This window comes from Sediminibacterium sp. (assembly GCF_051860225.1).
Lineage (GTDB): Bacteria > Bacteroidota > Bacteroidia > Chitinophagales > Chitinophagaceae > Sediminibacterium.
Window position 1 is genome coordinate 522,342 of sequence record NZ_JBHYEI010000001.1, and the last position, 17,701, is coordinate 540,042.

The 17,701-nt window shown below is 35.7% G+C and carries 14 protein-coding genes; 7 read left to right on the forward strand and 7 right to left on the reverse strand.

All coding sequences use genetic code 11. The annotated features are described in order from the left end of the window. Window positions 1-13 precede the first annotated feature (13 nt). Window positions 14-481 (reverse strand): thioredoxin-dependent thiol peroxidase, encoded by a 468-nt coding sequence (gene bcp / locus ACTIEI_RS02190; protein ID WP_439504639.1) that lies wholly within the window; start codon window positions 479-481, stop codon window positions 14-16. Window positions 482-577: 96 nt separating this feature from the next. Between bcp and carB the strand changes: the two genes are divergently transcribed. From carB to ACTIEI_RS02205, 3 genes are all read left to right on the forward strand, one after another. Continuing rightward, window positions 578-2,224 (forward strand): carbamoyl-phosphate synthase large subunit, encoded by a 1,647-nt coding sequence (gene carB, locus ACTIEI_RS02195; protein ID WP_439504640.1) that lies wholly within the window; start codon window positions 578-580, stop codon window positions 2,222-2,224. 34 nt (window positions 2,225-2,258) lie between these two features. Further along, window positions 2,259-3,221 carry a transketolase family protein gene (locus tag ACTIEI_RS02200; RefSeq protein ID WP_439504641.1) on the forward strand — a complete coding sequence of 321 codons (963 nt, stop codon included), beginning with the start codon at window positions 2,259-2,261 and terminating at the stop codon, window positions 3,219-3,221. 115 nt (window positions 3,222-3,336) lie between these two features. Further along, on the forward strand, window positions 3,337-6,477 hold the full coding sequence (locus tag ACTIEI_RS02205) for a PAS domain S-box protein (RefSeq protein ID WP_439504642.1): 3,141 nt from the start codon (window positions 3,337-3,339) through the stop codon (window positions 6,475-6,477). A 21-nt stretch (window positions 6,478-6,498) separates the two neighbouring features. On the opposite strand, the gene pdxH is transcribed toward ACTIEI_RS02205, so the two are convergent. From pdxH to ACTIEI_RS02220, 3 genes are read right to left on the reverse strand one after another with little or no spacing between them, the layout of a single operon-like run. Continuing rightward, window positions 6,499-7,149, reverse strand: a complete 651-nt coding sequence (gene pdxH, locus ACTIEI_RS02210) for a pyridoxamine 5'-phosphate oxidase (RefSeq protein WP_439504643.1) — start codon at window positions 7,147-7,149, stop codon at window positions 6,499-6,501. 10 nt (window positions 7,150-7,159) lie between these two features. Then, on the reverse strand, window positions 7,160-10,234 hold the full coding sequence (locus ACTIEI_RS02215) for an efflux RND transporter permease subunit (protein ID WP_439504644.1): 3,075 nt from the start codon (window positions 10,232-10,234) through the stop codon (window positions 7,160-7,162). Between the two features lie 18 nt (window positions 10,235-10,252). Beyond that, the gene (locus ACTIEI_RS02220; protein WP_439504645.1) at window positions 10,253-11,305 is read right to left on the reverse strand and encodes an efflux RND transporter periplasmic adaptor subunit; all 1,053 of its coding nucleotides are present in this window, start codon (window positions 11,303-11,305) and stop codon (window positions 10,253-10,255) included. Window positions 11,306-11,452: 147 nt separating this feature from the next. On the opposite strand from ACTIEI_RS02220, the gene ACTIEI_RS02225 reads away from it, so the two are divergent. Genes ACTIEI_RS02225 through ACTIEI_RS02240 form a run of 4 tightly spaced genes read left to right on the forward strand, consistent with a single transcriptional unit; the run spans window position 11,453 to window position 15,335 of the window. After that, on the forward strand, window positions 11,453-12,292 hold the full coding sequence (locus ACTIEI_RS02225; protein WP_439504646.1) for an SDR family NAD(P)-dependent oxidoreductase: 840 nt from the start codon (window positions 11,453-11,455) through the stop codon (window positions 12,290-12,292). A 4-nt stretch (window positions 12,293-12,296) separates the two neighbouring features. Next, window positions 12,297-13,064, forward strand: coding sequence for an SDR family NAD(P)-dependent oxidoreductase (locus ACTIEI_RS02230; protein ID WP_439504647.1), 768 nt, complete (start codon window positions 12,297-12,299; stop codon window positions 13,062-13,064). Window positions 13,065-13,072: 8 nt separating this feature from the next. Then, the gene (locus ACTIEI_RS02235; protein WP_439504648.1) at window positions 13,073-14,284 is read left to right on the forward strand and encodes an acyl-CoA dehydrogenase family protein; all 1,212 of its coding nucleotides are present in this window, start codon (window positions 13,073-13,075) and stop codon (window positions 14,282-14,284) included. A gap of 10 nt (window positions 14,285-14,294) precedes the next feature. After that, window positions 14,295-15,335, forward strand: a complete 1,041-nt coding sequence (locus tag ACTIEI_RS02240; protein WP_439504649.1) for a phosphotransferase family protein — start codon at window positions 14,295-14,297, stop codon at window positions 15,333-15,335. Here the strand turns inward: ACTIEI_RS02240 and ACTIEI_RS02245 are convergent. The 3 genes from ACTIEI_RS02245 to ACTIEI_RS02255 all read right to left on the reverse strand — a co-directional run bounded on the left by ACTIEI_RS02245 (window position 15,332) and on the right by ACTIEI_RS02255 (window position 17,674). Further along, the gene (locus ACTIEI_RS02245) at window positions 15,332-16,114 is read right to left on the reverse strand and encodes a hypothetical protein (RefSeq protein ID WP_439504650.1); all 783 of its coding nucleotides are present in this window, start codon (window positions 16,112-16,114) and stop codon (window positions 15,332-15,334) included. The genes ACTIEI_RS02240 and ACTIEI_RS02245 overlap by 4 nt on opposite strands. Window positions 16,115-16,196: 82 nt before the next feature. Next, the gene (locus ACTIEI_RS02250) at window positions 16,197-16,928 is read right to left on the reverse strand and encodes an esterase family protein (protein ID WP_439504651.1); all 732 of its coding nucleotides are present in this window, start codon (window positions 16,926-16,928) and stop codon (window positions 16,197-16,199) included. Window positions 16,929-16,930: 2 nt separating this feature from the next. Then, on the reverse strand, window positions 16,931-17,674 hold the full coding sequence (locus ACTIEI_RS02255) for a ParA family protein (RefSeq protein WP_439504652.1): 744 nt from the start codon (window positions 17,672-17,674) through the stop codon (window positions 16,931-16,933). Window positions 17,675-17,701: the final 27 nt, after the last annotated feature.

A 17,701-nucleotide genomic window follows, 5' to 3' on the forward strand; every position in this document is an offset into this window, starting at 1 on the left:
ACAATTGTACTGTTTAAATACTATCCCAAGCAGCCAAAACCTCCTCAGTATGATTTTTGGTATCTGGTTTTGCAATAATCTTTCGGATTATACCTGTTTCATCGATTAAAAAAGTGGTTCTAGTAGTTCCCATATAAGTTCTACCCATGAACTTTTTTTCACCCCATAAATTGTATTTATCTACAATTTTCTTTTCTTCATCTGAAATCAAAGGAAAGGGCAGTTCATATTTTTCCTCAAACTTTTTATGACTTTTAATGCTATCAACACTAACGCCCACCACTTGAAATCCTTTTTTGATTAAATCGCTGTAATTATCTTTTAAATTACATGCTTGCGACGTACATCCCGGCGTATCATCTTTTGGATAAAAATAAAGTATCAACTTTTTTCCCTTAAAATCTGACAAAGAAACCATATTCCCGTTTTGGTCGGGTGCTTTAAATGCTGGAGCCTTACTCCCCTCTTTTAATACTGCCATTATAGGTGTTTTAATTAAATATTTGAATTCGATTTATTTTTTAGCCACTTTTACGGTAGCAGCCTTACATTTGCACAATTTATCTCTACAACTACTATGCCTAAGGATCAATCAATCAAATCGGTGCTCATAATAGGATCAGGTCCTATTATTATTGGACAAGCTTGTGAATTTGACTATTCGGGCTCTCAGGCAGCCAGGAGTCTCCGCGAAGAGGGTATAAAAGTAATACTTATTAACAGTAATCCCGCCACCATTATGACAGATCCAATGATGGCAGATCGTGTTTACCTACTTCCTTTGAATGTAGAGAGTATTGAACAAATATTACAAGAAAACGATATTGATGCCGTTTTACCGACAATGGGTGGCCAAACAGCCCTGAATCTTTGTAAGGAAGCAGACGAATTAGGGATTTGGGAAAAGTACAATTGCCGATTAATAGGAGTTGATGTTGCCGCTATTGATACAGCAGAAGACAGAGAGCAATTTCGTCAATTAATGGTAAAAATTGGTATGGCTGTTGCGCCTAGCCGAGTTGCTAATAGTTTTTTAGAAGGCAAGGAATTTGCACAAGAAATTGGGTTCCCGTTGGTAATTCGCCCTTCGTTTACACTGGGCGGAACAGGTGGAGGCTTTGTTCATGGTAAAGAAGATTTGGATGCAGCACTTGAAAAAGGATTAAAAGCATCTCCTATACACGAAGTTTTGGTTGAAAAAGCGGTATTAGGTTGGAAGGAATATGAATTAGAATTATTAAGAGACTGTAACGATAATGTTGTGATAATTTGTACTGTAGAAAACCTAGACCCAATGGGAGTTCATACAGGAGATTCTATTACAGTTGCGCCAGCAATGACTTTAAGCGATACTGCTTTTCAAGAAATGCGTAATAAAGCTATGCTCATGATGCGCTCTCTAGGAAATTTTGCAGGAGGATGTAATGTTCAATTTGCATTAAATCCTGCAACTGAAGAATTAATAGCGGTTGAGATTAACCCCAGAGTAAGTCGTTCTTCTGCATTAGCTTCTAAAGCAACAGGTTATCCTATTGCTAAAATTGCAGCCAAACTTGCTATTGGCTATTCTTTAGATGAATTGAAAAATCAAATTACTCAAACTACCTCTGCCTATTTTGAACCAGCTTTAGACTACGTAATTGTAAAAGTACCACGCTGGAACTTTGATAAATTCAAAGGTGCCAATGATACATTAGGATTACAGATGAAAAGTGTGGGTGAAGTAATGGCAATAGGCAGAAGCTTTCCTGAAGCTTTACAAAAAGCTTGTCAAAGTTTAGAAAACGAAGCTGTTGGACTAGGCTATTACGGTAAAAGTTTAATGAAGAGCGAAGAGATAGTTGAATATATCAAAACGCCAAAATGGGATCGTATCTTCCGAATCAAAGATGCGTTAATGCAAGGATCAACAGTAAAATCAATTGCTCAAGCAACTGGGATTGACCGCTGGTTTCTTTATCAGATTCAGGAGATTTGTACCATAGAAAAAGAATTATCAAAACATACTTTAGAAAGTCTTCCTGAAAACCTGCTTAAAGAAGCAAAAAAAATGGGTTTTGGAGATGCACAAATAGCCAAGATTTTAAATGGAAAATGTCATGAAGATGAAGTCTATGAAAAAAGAAAGCAATTAGGCATAACCAGGGTTTATAAAATGGTAGATACTTGTGCTGCTGAATTTGAAGCAAAAACCCCTTATTTCTATAGTACTTTTGAAGGCTAAAAACGCTCACAACTGAACAGTATAAATCAATACTATGAAAATAAAAGATATCCAGTTATTAAATGAAAAGGAAACTCGCGGTGGTTTTGGCGAAGGAATTCATGAAATAGGAAAAGAAAACCCCAATGTAGTTGTTCTAACAGCAGACTTAGCTGGTTCTTTAAAACTGGGGCCTTTTATTAAAGATTTTCCTGAACGCTTTGTTCAGGTTGGTATTGCAGAAGCCAATATGATTGGAATTGCCGCAGGAATGACTATCGGAGGTAAAATACCATACACCACTACATTCGCCAATTTTAGTACTGGCAGAGTGTATGATCAAATACGTCAAAGTGTTGCTTACAGTGAAAAGAACGTAAAAATTTGTGCCTCACATGCTGGATTAACACTTGGAGAGGATGGCGCGACTCACCAAATTTTAGAAGACATTGGTTTAATGAAAATGTTACCTGGCATGACGGTAATTGTGCCTTGTGACTTTAATCAAACAAAAGCAGCTACCAAAGCTATTGCATCCTATGAAGGTCCTGTTTATTTAAGATTTGGTAGACCTAAGTGGCCCAATTTCACAAAAGAAGATGGAAGCGATTTTGTTATTGGAAAAGCGCAGCAATTGAGCGAAGGAACTGATGTATCCATTTTTGCTTGTGGTCATATGGTATGGAAAGCAATTGAAGCTGGTAGAATTTTAGAAGAGAAAGGCATAAGTGTTGAATTATTTAATATTCATACCATAAAACCATTAGACACAGAAGCCATTATACAGTCTATCAGCAAAACAAAATGTGCTGTAACAGTTGAAGAACATAATATAATTGGTGGATTAGGTGATAGTGTTGCACAGGTTGCTGCTAAGCATTGTCCTATTCCTATTGAACTGATTGGTACGAATGATACATTTGGAGAAAGTGGAAAGCCAACAGAATTACTAACCAAATATGGTTTGGATACTCCATTTATTGTTGCTGCTGCTGAGAAGGTACTTAACAGGAAATAATTATAAGATTTGAAACTTAAAAAATCTGTAAAGGTATTTTACAGATTTTTTTTTATCCTGCCTCTATCTAAAAATATAAATAAATCGTACATTGAATAATACTTTGAAGTAGTAAATGGACATAATATTTAATCAACAACAAGCAGATTCATTATTCCCCTACCACCTAAAAATCAATTCAGGAGGAATAATTGTTGATTGTGGTAAGTCTTTACGAAAGATATGCCCTGCTGCATTAAATGATTTATTCATTAATCACTTTTCAATTGATTCCTTTTCAGGTGAATTTATTATTGATTATCTACTTCAGCATCTGCAAGAAAAAATGGTTATTCAAACCATTGAAAAGGGGAATAAATCAACCCATTTGAGTGGGCAATTTATTTTTATTGAACAATCAAATTTGCTTGTTTTTTTAGGATCACCAGCGTTTTCTTCGATTAAAGAAATTGAAGAAAATGCCTTTGGAGAAAATGATTTTTCAGTTCAAAATGCGCAAATTGATTTATTACAAGCGCATATCCTTAAAAAAGAGATAGAAGAGGCGAAAAGAGAAAATTATGAGAAAACATTATTGTTTGCTTTAGAAAAGATTGGTGATAATGTTTGGATGCATGATTTCAAAAAAAATACAACAAGCTTCTCGCATCAAAAAAGAACTTTTATAGAATTAGAAAATACTGAATTATCAGTTGCTGAACAATGGTGGAATGCCGTTCATCCAGATGATATTGATTTATTAAAGAAACAAGACCTAGAATATAAGAGTAAAGTAATTGATCATCATCATACCGAATATAGAATCAAAGACAAATTTGGCAACTATAAATGGATCTTAGACAGAGGAGTTGTTACTAAGAAAGATGAAAATGGTTTTCCCATTAGAATTTTGGGGACCCATATGGATATAACGAAAATAAAGGAAGTAGAAGCAGAATTCAATAAACAAAGAGACTTCTATGAAAGCATTTTAAATAGTATTCCCACTGATATTGCCGTTTTTGATGCTACTCATAAGTATTTATTTGTTAATCCAATTGGCATTAAAGATACCGAATTAAGAAAATGGATTATTGGAAAAACGGATGAAGAATATTGTGTATATAGAAATAAAAGCCAAGAGATTGCTATAGGTAGAAGAACAATTTTTAATGAGGTAATTACATCAAAAAAACAATTATCCTGGGAAGAAAAACTGAATTTGCCAGATGGCAAAATGGAGTATCACTTAAGAAATTTATATCCTGTACTAAATGAAGAAAATGAAGTTAAACTGGTAATAGGATATGGAATAAATATAACTGAGCGAAAACAAATTGAAGATAAACTACAGATAAATGAGAAGCGATATAGAGACTTATTTAATTATAGTCAGGCATTAATTTGTACACATGATTTAGAAGGTAACTTATTAAGTGTTAATCCTTCCATTTGTGCTGCCGTTGGTTATAGCAGCGAAGAATTAATTGGCAAGAATGTTAAAGAATTCGTACCCAAAGATAAAGTGCCCATTTTTGAATCAGGTTATTTAAAACAGGTATTAGATACTGGAAAAGCAGAGGGAGTTTTTACGATTGTTTGTAAAAATGGAGAACATATCTACCTGCTCTTTCAAAATTATATGGTTGAAGAAACCTCCACTTCACCGTATATCATCGGTTTTTCTCAAGATATTACCAATAGAGTTAAAGCGGAAAAAGAATTAATAAAAGCAAAAGGGGAAACAGAGAGAGCTAGTAGAGTAAAAGAAGTGTTCTTAGCTAATATAAGCCATGAAATTAGAACCCCTATGAATGGAATTTTGGGGATCGGTGGCTTACTATATAAAACGAACTTAAATCCGAAACAAGAAGAATACACTAAACTCATCCTTGAATCTGCTGATAATTTACTGCATATTGTAAATGATGTATTAGACTTTACCAAAATAGAATCTGGTAAAATCGAACTTGAATATATTCCGTTCTTATTGGAAGAAAAAATTTCAAGTACATTAAAAACATTCATATTTAAAATTGAAGAGAAGGAATTAGAACTAATTTTTGATAATCAAGTTGATTCCAATACCGTATTAATTGGTGATCCTTTTAGATTAGGACAAGTATTGAATAATTTAATCAGCAATGCGCTGAAATTTACTGATGCTGGTAAAATAACTGTAAGTGCTGCTCAACTAAATGAAATAGGAAATAAGTCCTTTTTTGAATTTAAGGTAACAGATACAGGCATTGGAATTTCTGCTGAAAATTTAGCTAATATTTTTGAGGAATTTGTTCAAGCCTCTTCTGAAACCAGTAGAAAATACGGTGGAACTGGGCTAGGACTTTCTATTACAAAGAACCTTGTTGAAATGCAGGGTGGTAGTATTAAGGCAGAAAGTATTGTAAATCAGGGTACCTGTTTTACAGTAAGAATACCTTATCAAATTGGTGATACCACCATGTTAAATCATAATGAAGAAGAAATAGTACTCGTTCCAATTGATAAAAAAAGAGTCTTAGTTGCAGAAGATGTAACGATTAATCAAATAATTGTAAAGCAAATTTTAGAAGAATGGGGGCATGAGGTAGTTGTAGTATCCAATGGCAAAGAAGCGGTTGATGCGCACAAAAAGGGAGATTTCGATTTGATTCTGATGGATATTCATATGCCAGAAGTTGATGGATATGAAGCAACGCAAATGATTAGGCAGATGGGCGACACAATTAAAGCCGCCATTCCAATTGTTGCACTTACAGCGAATGCATTTAAAAAAGAAACAGAGCGTTTTGCTGAAGCAGGTTTTAATGATTATATCACTAAACCTTTTACCGAACTTAGTTTATATGATTGTATAAAGAAACAATTAGAGTTAAATAACTTAATTGATTTTTCAAAAAAGCCAACAAAAATAAATACTGAAAACAGTAATCAAAAATTGTATGACCTTACTGCAATTCAGGGAATTGACTTGGACGATACTTCTTTTTTAATTGAAATCATCACCATTTTTGTAAAGAATTCTGCCATAGATCTACAAAGTTTACTGAAAGCAATTGAAGGAAAACAACAGAATGATATTTTCCAATTAGCACATAGAATGAAATCATCTATTTATAGTTTGGGGATTAAACAAGCTTATAAAATGGTAGAAAGTATAGAGTTCTATGCTAAAACAGGAGAGCAAATAGAAAAGATACCTCAATTAGGTAATCAATTAAATGAGCTTTTACAAGCCGTGTTCACACAACTAAAAACTGATTTTTCGTTAGATTAAATACGTAGTTTATTTAAAATATTATGGAGCTAGTCGTTCTCTAATCCATTGATTAGTTTCATTATTTTTCGAAAATCTCAAACGATCGTGCAACCGGCTACTTCTTCCTTGCCAAAATTCAAAACTTTCAGGTTTTACAATATATCCTCCCCAATGTGGCGGGCGAGGTACTTGATTTTCATCAGGATATTGCTCAATCAGCTTTTGGTAATTTTCTTCTAAATAAGATCTTCCTGGTATTACTTTACTCTGAGGAGAAACCCATGCCCCAATTCTACTTCCAGCAGGCCTTGACTGAAAATAAGCATCGCTATCCGCTTCAGAAATTTTCTCTACTTTTCCTTCAATCCTGATCTGTCTTTCTAATTCTTTCCAAAAAAATAAAATGGCTGCATTTGGATTTACTGCTAATTCTTGCCCCTTAGCACTTTCATAATTAGTGAAAAAAACAAAGCCATCGTGAGTATACCCTTTTAATAAAACAATTCTTGCAGAAGGCTTGCCATTCGCATCAACCGTAGCTAAAGTCATTGCATTTACTTCATCAATTTCTGCACTGGTAGCTTCCTCCCACCAATCTTTAAACTGATCAAAAGGATTATTGGCAGCATGCGATTCATCAAATGATTTGAGCATGTAATCGCGTCGAATATCCGCAATAGAACTGAGCATAGTTTATTAATTAATCTGTTAGATCTACTTTTTTTACATCATGCTTACCTGAAATGTAGGTATATACTGCAGGAATAACGAATAATGTCAATAATAAAGAAAACATAATTCCTCCCACAATCACAATACCTAATGGCATTCGACTTGTTGCAGCTGCCCCAATACTCAAAGCAATAGGCAATGCACCCAAGGCGGTAGCTAGGCTAGTCATTAAAATAGGACGTAATCTTTGAGCGGATGCTTCCAATACTGCCTCTCTTTTATTTAAACCAAATTCTCTTTTCTGATTAGCGAATTCAACAATTAATATCCCGTTTTTAGTTACCAAACCAATTAACATAATCATGCCAATTTGCGAGAAAATATTTATGGTTTGATCAAACGCCCAAAGACTTAATAACGCACCCGCCAGTGCAAGCGGCACCGTAATCATAATGGTTAATGGATCTTTAAAGCTTTCAAATTGCGCAGCCAATACTAAATAAATTAATATCAATGCAAAGCCAAAAGCAAAAGCAGTATTAGAGGAGCTTTCCTCAAAATCTCTGGAAGGACCATTTAATGCGGTTTTAAAACTTTCATCCAATAACTGATCCCCTATTCTTCTCATTGCTTTAACCCCATCTCCAATGGTCATTCCTTCGGCTAAAGAGGCAGAAATAGTTGCAGCTTTAAAACGATTGAAGTGATACAGGGTTGGAGGATTAGAACTCTCTTCTAATTTAACCACCGCTTTTAATGGGATACTCTCTCCTCGATTATTTCTGACATATAGTTTTTCAATATCTGCAGGTTTTTGTCGATCCTTATAAGCTACTTGAGAAATCACTTCGTATTGCTTACCATTCATGATAAAGTAAGCCAATCTTCTTCCACTAAATGCACTGGAAACCACATCAGCTACATCAATAATTGACAAGCCTAGATCTTTTGCTTTAATTCGATCAATGGTTAATTGTAATTCTGGCTTGTTAAACTTAAGGTTAACATCTACGTTTTGGAAAGTCTTATCTTTTCTTGCTTCCTCTAAGAATTTAGGGATGACTGTTTTAATTTTCTCAAAATCCAAGTTTTGTAAAATAAACTGAACTGGCAAAGATCCCCTTGAACCCAAACCAACAGAAATGGTTTGCTCTTCTACTGGAAAAATTCTAGCATTATTGATGCTTGGTAGTTTCTTACCAATTTCTTTGGCTATTTCAGATTGAGACTTTGTTCGCTTATCTGGTTCCACTAATTTAATTCTTAGTGTTCCGCCATTCACACCACCACTTCCACCAAATCCTGGAACAGCTGCAAATACAAAATCTTTTTCAGGAACAGAATCGGTTAAATAGTTCAACAACTTATCGCCCGTTTCTACCATATAGCCATAACTAGCACCTTCTGGACCACTCATTTGAAAACGAATACTGCTTCTGTCTTCTAGTGGGGCCAATTCGCTTTGCAAGCCTGCGCCAATCCAATAAATAATACCAGCACAAATCGCAACTATAACCCAGGCCATCCAACGAACTCGAAGAAAACCCGCAAGCATGCGTTTATAACCGTTTTCCATCCCTCTGAAAAATGGCTCAGTCATATCATAAAACTTACCATGACCCGCATCTTTCTTATTGAGATAAACATTTAGTACCGGAGTAATTGTTAGCGATACAAATGCAGAAATTAACACTGCAGCGGCAACCACTATTCCAAATTCGCGGAATAAACTTCCAACAAAACCTTGCAAGAAAATTACTGGTAAAAATACCACTGCTAAAGTGATAGAAGTCGAAACTACGGCAAAGAAAATTTCTTTACTTCCCTCTAATGCAGCTTTTTTGATGGGCAATCCACTTTCTAATTTTCTAAAAATATTTTCGGTTACTACAATCCCGTCATCAACTACCAATCCCGTTGCAAGTACAATTCCTAATAAGGTCAATACATTAATTGAGAAACCTGAAATGTACATGATAAAAAACGTAGCAACCAATGAAATGGGAATATCAATTAATGGTCTAATAGCAATTAACCAGTTTCTAAAGAAAAAGAAAATAACCAACACTACTAAAGTGAAAGAGATTAATAAGGTTTCTTCTACTTCTTTAATTGATGCACGAACATTTTTAGTTTGATCAATCAAAGGGGTCATGATAAAATCCCCTTTCTCTGTTCTCTGAATCTCAGCTAATCGCTTATAGAATTCGTCTGCAATTTTTATGTAGTTAGCACCCGGCTGTGGAATAATGGCCATACCCACTGCATTCACCCCATTTAAACGCCAACTATATTCATCATTCTCTGGTCCTACTTCTACATATGCAACATCTGATAATCGTACAATACCCCCAGCAGTTTGACGAATAATTAAATCACGAAAATCTTTTTCAGTGGTTAATCTGCCTAATGCTTTAATGGTTAATTCTGTTTTATCACCATATATTTTACCTGAAGGAATTTCAACGTTCTCGGTGTTAAGTGCAGTTCTAATATCTCCGAATGTTACATTAAATGAATTCAATTTATCTGGATCAATCCAAATACGCATCGAAGGTCTTTTTTGACCAAAAATATTAACAGCACTTACTTCAGAAATAGTCTGAAACCGCTCTTGTAAAACGTTTTCTGCATATTCACTTAATTCAAGCAGTCCTTTTGTTTGGCTTTGTATTGCCAACATAATAATAAAATCACTATTAGCGTCTGACTTACTAACAACAGGAGGAGCATCTACATCTTGAGGTAAATTTCTTACTGCCTGACTCACTTTATCTCTTACGTCATTCGCAGCTGCTTCTAAATCTTCTGAAACATTAAATTCTACGGTGATATTACTATTACCATTTGAACTTGAAGAAGAAATACTTCTAATACCAGGTATTCCATTAATCGCTTTCTCAAGTGGTTCTGTAATTTGACTCTCAATAATTTCAGAGTTGGCCCCAGAATAAGAAGTTCTAACATTTACTACGGGAGGATCTACAGCAGGATATTCTCTCACTGCCAAAAAACTATACCCAACAATCCCAAACAAAATGATGAGTATATTCATCACTGTAGCAAGTATGGGTCTCTTTAATGATAATTCGGAAATATTCATGGGATATGGCTGCTTCTACTATTTGATAATTTCACTCAACGGCTTCACGGAACGAACTTTAACAGGTTGCTTAGGTCTAACAAATAGAACACCTGTAACTACAACACTATCACCAGGCATTAGCCCTTTAGTCACTTCTACATAACCAGTACCTCTTACTCCTGTTTCAATATCTACAAAAACACCCTCCCCACCTTTAACAACAATAATCTTTTTAGCTCTTGCTTCAGGAATAATAGCATTAGTAGGTACTAGAATACTGTTTTTATTTTTTCCGGCCTCTAAAAATACTTTTACAAATGTTCCTGGAGCAACTGGGCTTCCATCTAAGATTGCTCGGACACGAAGATTTCTTGTAGTAGGATTAATTTGAGGATCAGTAGCAATAATAGTTGCCCTTCTTTTTTGAGCAGACTCATTGGTTTGAACTTGAACAGCCGATCCAACCTTAATCATATTGGTATAAAATTCAGGGACATTAAAATCAATCTTCACCTGATCTACTTGTTGAAGTGTGGTCAAAGTAATTGCTGGAGTAACATAAGCACCAGGGCTAATTTGTCTTAAACCGAGCACCCCGGTGAAAGGAGCTTTGATAATTGTTTTATCAATTTGGGCTTGAGTTACGGTTAAATCTGCTTTTAAACTATTTACCTGATTGAGCGCAATATCATATTCAGCCTGATTAATACCATTGACAGCTAATAATTTTCTTAACCTTTCTTCGGTTTTTTGAGCCATATCTAATAACACTTTTGTTTTAGATAGATTAGCTTGTAAATCTGCGTCATTAATTTTTGCAATAATAGCACCTTGATTTACCCTGCCTCCATCCGGAGCATTAAGCATGGTTAATCTTCCACTTACTTCTGGATTTATATTGACTGTTTCCATTGGAATGATTGCACCATTCACTTCTACATTATTGTCAATATTGCCTGCACCAGCAATTAGTACATCTACAATGGTTGCAGAGGGTGCTTTAGACTTTCCATCGGCTTTGTCTTTTTTTTCTTCCTTGCATGAAAATAGCAACAAGGGCAATGTTAGTAACAGACTTATTTTTTTCAAAGGAGTCAATTTTTGGAAGCCGTAAAGATAGAATTAAATACGGTCTTATAAACCAGCATTTGCTGAATGGCGAATTGCTAAAATAATTCGGTGAAATACCCATTTAGTCGCATCCTTTTTTTACATTCAAGTAATAAAGCTTGCCCTATGTATGCACTAACTCAAAAATACCCGTTTAAAAGAGCGTTTATTACCGGTGCGGGATCTGGTTTAGGAAAAGCATTTGCATTAGAGCTTGCTGCAGAAGGATGGACGATAGGCATGGCAGATAATAATCCAAAAGCTTTAGAAGAAGTGGGGGGATTGGTAGCTAAAGCAGGAGGTAAACCACTGATTTATTTTTTAGATGTTGCAGACAAAGACCAGTATAAAGAAATTGCTGAGCAATTTTTATTTGATGCTGAGGGAATTGATTTGCTATTTAATAATGCAGGGGTTGGAGATGGATCTGAATTTGAAAATTATTCATTAGAAAACTACGAATGGATGGTCGGAATAAATCAAATGGGCGTATTATATGGTTGTTGGTATTTTATTCCTGCAATGAAAAAACAAGGATATGGCCATATTCTGAACACGGCGAGTGCTGCAGCTATTAGCTGTGCTCCAACAATGGCTGGATACAATATGACTAAAGCCGCAGTAGTTGCTATTAGTGAAACACTGTATAGCGAATTATATGATTTTGGTATTCATGTTTCATGTATACAACCCACTTACTTTAAAACGAATATTGCACAGTCTGTAAGAGGAGGCGCTGCTACCAAAAAAATCACCCAAACATTTGTTGAGAGATCTGGCTTAGAAGCCAATGAAGTAGCCAAGGAAATTTTAATAAGGGCTGGAAATAAGGAACTCTACATCATATTACCCAAGGCAGCGCGAACCATGTGGAAGTTGAAAAGATTGGCCCCTACATGGTTTAGGTTAAAAGTAAAAGACCAGTTCATGAAAGCCATGAACAAAGCGCTATCCAAAAAAAGTTAATTGTATGAAATTGAATGAAGCATTTAGTTTAAAAGGAAAAGTAGCCTTAATTACAGGCGCAAGTAAAGGTATTGGGGAAGCCATTGCCCAATATTTTGCAGCCAGTGGTGCAGCGGTTGTGATCAACTCGCGCAAACAAGAAGAATTAGATAAAGTGGCTGCTTCCATTCAAGAAACAGGAGGAATTTGTACCGGTATTGCAGGCAATGCTGGAGATATTGAAGCATGCAAAATACTGGTTCAAAAAACCGTTGAATTATATGGGGGCATAGATATTTTAGTGAATAATGCTGCTTCTAATCCAGTGTATGGACCAGTAGTAACCTGCGAAGAATGGGCATTTGATAAAATCATGAATGTGAATGTAAAAGCCCCATTTGAATTAGGAAAATTAGTATACCCCATCATGAAAGAAAGAGGTGGTGGCTCGGTTATCAATATTAGTTCCATCGCAGGAATTACACCCGACCCAGGGTTGGGCCTATACTCAGTTTCAAAAGCTGCCTTAAACATGCTCACTAAAGTAACTGCCAAAGAATGGGGTGTTGATGGAATAAGAGTGAATGCCATTTGTCCCGGGCTCATTAAAACTAAATTTTCTGAAGCGCTATGGCAAGATGAAAAATGGTTAAATCGATTTGTAAAAATGGCCCCGATTTCAAGAATGGGATCAGTAGACGAAATAGCAGCGCTGGCACTATTTTTAGCTACACCCGCATCGGGGTATTGTACAGGTACATTATTCACAGCAGACGGAGGTGTTACTATTTAATGAATATTATGGAAGCCATTTTTGTTACCAAGCGATTAGAAGTTTTAATTCCTGCTATTCGGGAATTTGTAGAAACAGAATTAATTCCTTTAGAAAGCGAACATACTGCTAGGCCATTTAAAGAGACTGAAAAAATACTTGCGCAAAAAAGGGAATTAGTAAAACAAAAAGGCTGGTGGAATTTACATTTATCCAATCATGAAGGGGGTATGGGATTAACCCTTTGTGAGTTTGGACAAGTAAGTGAAATATTGTCTTTATCACCCTATTATGGGCAATATACTTTTAATGCGCAACCACCTGATATTGGTAATACAGAAATGATTGCTCGTTTTGCTTCTGCTGAAATAAAAGAAAAATATTTGCAGCCCTTATTAGAAGGAAAAATTCGAAGTTGTTTTTCGATGACCGAGCCTGAATATGCTGGTTCAAACCCTACAAGGCTTGCTACCACAGCTGTTAGAGAAGGTAATGAGTATATTATTAATGGACATAAATGGTTTACCTCTTCTGCAGATGGAGCAGCATTTGCAGTAGTGATGGCAGTAACTAATCCGCAAGCAGCACCACACGAAAGAGCAAGTATGTTCATTGTTCCTACCAATACACCTGGCTTTGAATTCATTCGGAATATACCCGTATTTGGAGAAGCAGGAGAAGGCTGGGCCAGTCATGCAGAGATTCGTTATAACAATTGTAGAATCCCCGCGAGCAATATCATTGGAACAGAGGGATCAGGGTTTAAGCTAGCACAAGAACGTCTTGGACCGGGTAGAATACATCATTGTATGCGATGGGTAGGTATTGCTGAAAAAGCATTTGATTTGATGTGCCAAAGAGCAGCCACTAGAGAAATAAAAGAAGGAGAAATGTTAGGGCATCAACAATTCATTCAAGGCTTTATTGCAGAGAGTAGGGTTGAAATAGATGCAGCTCGATTATTGGTTTTAAGAACCGCGCACAATATTGATTTATATGGAGCCGCAGCCACTCGCGATCAAATTGCAGGCATTAAATTTTTTGTAGCCAATATGGTATTAAAAGTATTAGACCGCGCCATACAAGTTCATGGAGCAATGGGTTTATCAGATGAAACCATGCTGGCCAATTTATTTCAACACGAAAGAGGTGCCAGAATTTGGGATGGAGCAGATGAAGTACACAAGCAAAGTTTAGCGTTGAGTATTTTGAAAAAATATGGGATGAACAGAAAAAAATAGGATTCATACAATGGAAAAAAGAGTTCCGCTTTCACAGAAAGAAATATTTGATATAACCCGCTTGAATCAATTGTTGCAATCGGCTATTCCATTTGTTAAGCCTATACAATCCATCACCCGATTTCCGGGTGGCTATTCTAATTTAACATACAGTATTCAAACAGAGAACCAAGAATTTGTCATGCGAATGGCACCTCCAGGCGCCAATATAAAATCGGCGCATGATATGGAAAGGGAATACAAAGTGCTGCAATTATTAAAGCCACATTTTAGTCAAGTGCCAGAACCCATTCTGTATGCAACAGATACGAGTATAACAGGTTCATCATTTTATATCATGGAACAATTAGATGGCATTATATTAAGAGCATATAATGCGCCTAAAATGAACCTAACTGTTGCACAATTTGAAGCTTGTGCGAAGCGGTTAATGGAAACGCTGGCAGCGCTTCATGCAATAGACATTGAAAAAACTCAATTGGTGCAATTAGGAAAACCAGAAGGATATGTAACCAGACAAGTGGAAGGCTGGATTAAAAGATACTATGCTGCAGAAACTGATAATATTGATGCAATGAACCAAGTAGCAATATGGCTAAAGCTGTATCAACCCAAAGAACAAGAACCTACATTTTTACACAATGATTTTAAATACGACAATATTGTATTCAGTAACGATTTAACAAAAGTAATGGGGATTTTAGATTGGGAAATGGCCACGGTTGGTGATCCGCTAATGGACCTAGGTGCTATGCTGGCTTATTGGTTTGAAGCAGACGAAGAACCCATTTTTAAACAGTACAACTGTACTTGGTTGCCAGGAAATTTATCAAGAGCTGAGTTAATTGACTACTATCAAATGCTTACCAAAAGGGATCTGAGTGATATCAACTTCTATTATGTATTTGGTTTATTCAAAAATGCGGTTATTGCACAACAAATTTATCATCGATACAAACAAGGATTCAGCAATGATGAACGGTTTGGCGCATTATTGCCAATGATACAACTATTGGGAACAAAAGCATTAAAGGCAAGTAGTACGAATTAATAATCTTCTCTTCTTCTGTATAGACCTCCACGCCAATTGTATTTGCTTTCTTTATAGGCTTGAAACTGTTGACCAATATAATAACCTAATTCTAGGTCGTTCAATAATTTTACCAACCCAGCAGTCGGACGGTATCTACGCATGAATGTATCTAATTCAGGAGATTGTAAGCCAGTTATTTTCTTTACAAATATTTTGGTAAATCTGCTATTGACATATTTTTCTTCCTCTTCTTCTAACAATCTTTTTTGTAAAGCCATTATGCTTCTAGTTCTATTTACTCTAAACATATTGATGATTCCTTCTAAATCAAAACCAACAGCTGCTCCCGGACTATACGAACGATTAGATACCACCCCTAAACTAGGTTTTTTGAAGTTGAATACTTTAGCATAATCCTGCCGATTCATGGCCGAATCATATTTGTAGTAATTGTTACGCACTTTTACTTCTGGTAAATCAAATGCCCGCACATGAATCATCACATTGAAACGTTCTAAATTGGAAATAGTATCAACAGGATATTTCATGGTAGACTTACCAATTAAAGAAAACCAAATAGAGTCAGTTTTGAGCACTGTCAAATTATAGTAGCCTGTAGAGTCGGTAATAGTACCCCTTCCTGAAGTACTTTGTACCGCTACTGCTTCCAATGGTCTTCGTGCCGAAATATCGTACACATTACCGCTAACCGTAGTATACTGTGCTTTAATTTCAGCAGAAAAAATAGCTGAAAACAATGTTAAAAATAATCCAAGTATGCTGAAATGATACCTCAATTGCAGTTGATTAGGCTGTAATATTAATTCAGCAGGTTCAGAGTTCCATATATCGGCCGCGAATTAACGAGTCTTTTACAGTTTAGAATTTCTTATCCAAAATATAGGGTAGCATAGAACGCCAGGTAGGCCAATCATGGTGAATATCGGGTCCCCATACGTCTAAGTCGTACCAAATTCCTTTAGTGTATAAAATACCAGCAAATTTTTTAGCAGCATCTGGGTCTTCAAAGTTGCCGCTACCCGTATAAATATGAATATGATGACTCGCCTTAATTTTATCTAAATACCAATTATCGTTCAAGCTGGGGATATAGTGTACTGGACTATTATAAAATACTTGATCATCCCAAAAGCCTTTGGTATACTCTGTTAAATCGTATGCGCCACTCATACTGATGGCCCCATTGATGATATCAGGACGTTTCATGAACAAGTTCATTGCATGCAATGCACCGAAAGATGCACCACATGTATAAATCATAGTCTCATCACTGGTATTGCTTCTAATAAAAGGAACTACTTCATCAAACACATAATTATTGAACTGATTATGTCGAATGGCTTTATGCTCAGGAAGCATTTGATTGTTCATCCAGCTTTCCTTATTCATACTATCAATACTAAACACCCTACATTTTCCAGCATTAATAAAAGGGGCAATGGCATCGATTAATTGAAATCGCTCATATTCCAAATAATCTGCAGCTGCAGTAGGAATTAATAAAATAGCAAAACCAAAATGTCCATAAGATACAATCGGCATCTCTTTATTTAAGGCTGGACTAAACCAAGACGTTAACTCTCTTTTCATATTTAATTAATACAACGCTGTTTAATTTCTTTCCAAAGGTCTTGATAACACTGAGCTGCATAACTACTTCTTGCAAAAGTTTCTACTGGGGCTTCATGTAAACCCATTTTTTCAATATCACTTAAGTAGGGTATATAGTTTTTAAAGAACAGTTTATCTTTATAAAATTCATTAATCGTTTCGTGATGTAGGTTTTTGCGATGGTCTACCATACTAAAGAAACACTTTAATTTAGCAATATCTAAATCATTCTCTTTAAAATATTGAACAACAGATTCAAAAGATCGAATAGACAAAGTAGTAGGAATATTCGGCATTAATACCCAATCTGCTGCAACAAATACCGCATCGTGTAAAACGGAAATTCCTGGAGGACAATCTAGAAAAACAATATCATACTCTTTCTTAACAGATGATAGAATAGAAGCAATTTTTTTCTTGCTTTGTTTCATGTCATTCAATAAAATATCTGCATGTCTTGCAGAGAGGTCGGCAGGTATAATAGCTAGATTTTCATAAGCAGTTGTTTGAATTGCACTTGACAAATCTATTTCTCCATTCAATATTTTTTTAGCCTCATTTTTAACGGTAGCAGTTGCACCCAAATAAAAAGAAGAAGAACCTTGTGGATCTAAGTCCCATACCAATGTCTTATACCCTTGCTTCGCGCATAAGTAGGCAAAATTAACGGTAGCGGCTGTTTTACCTACACCGCCTTTCAAGTTGTATAAAGCAATGATAACCATGTTAAACATTTGTGATATATAGGAAGA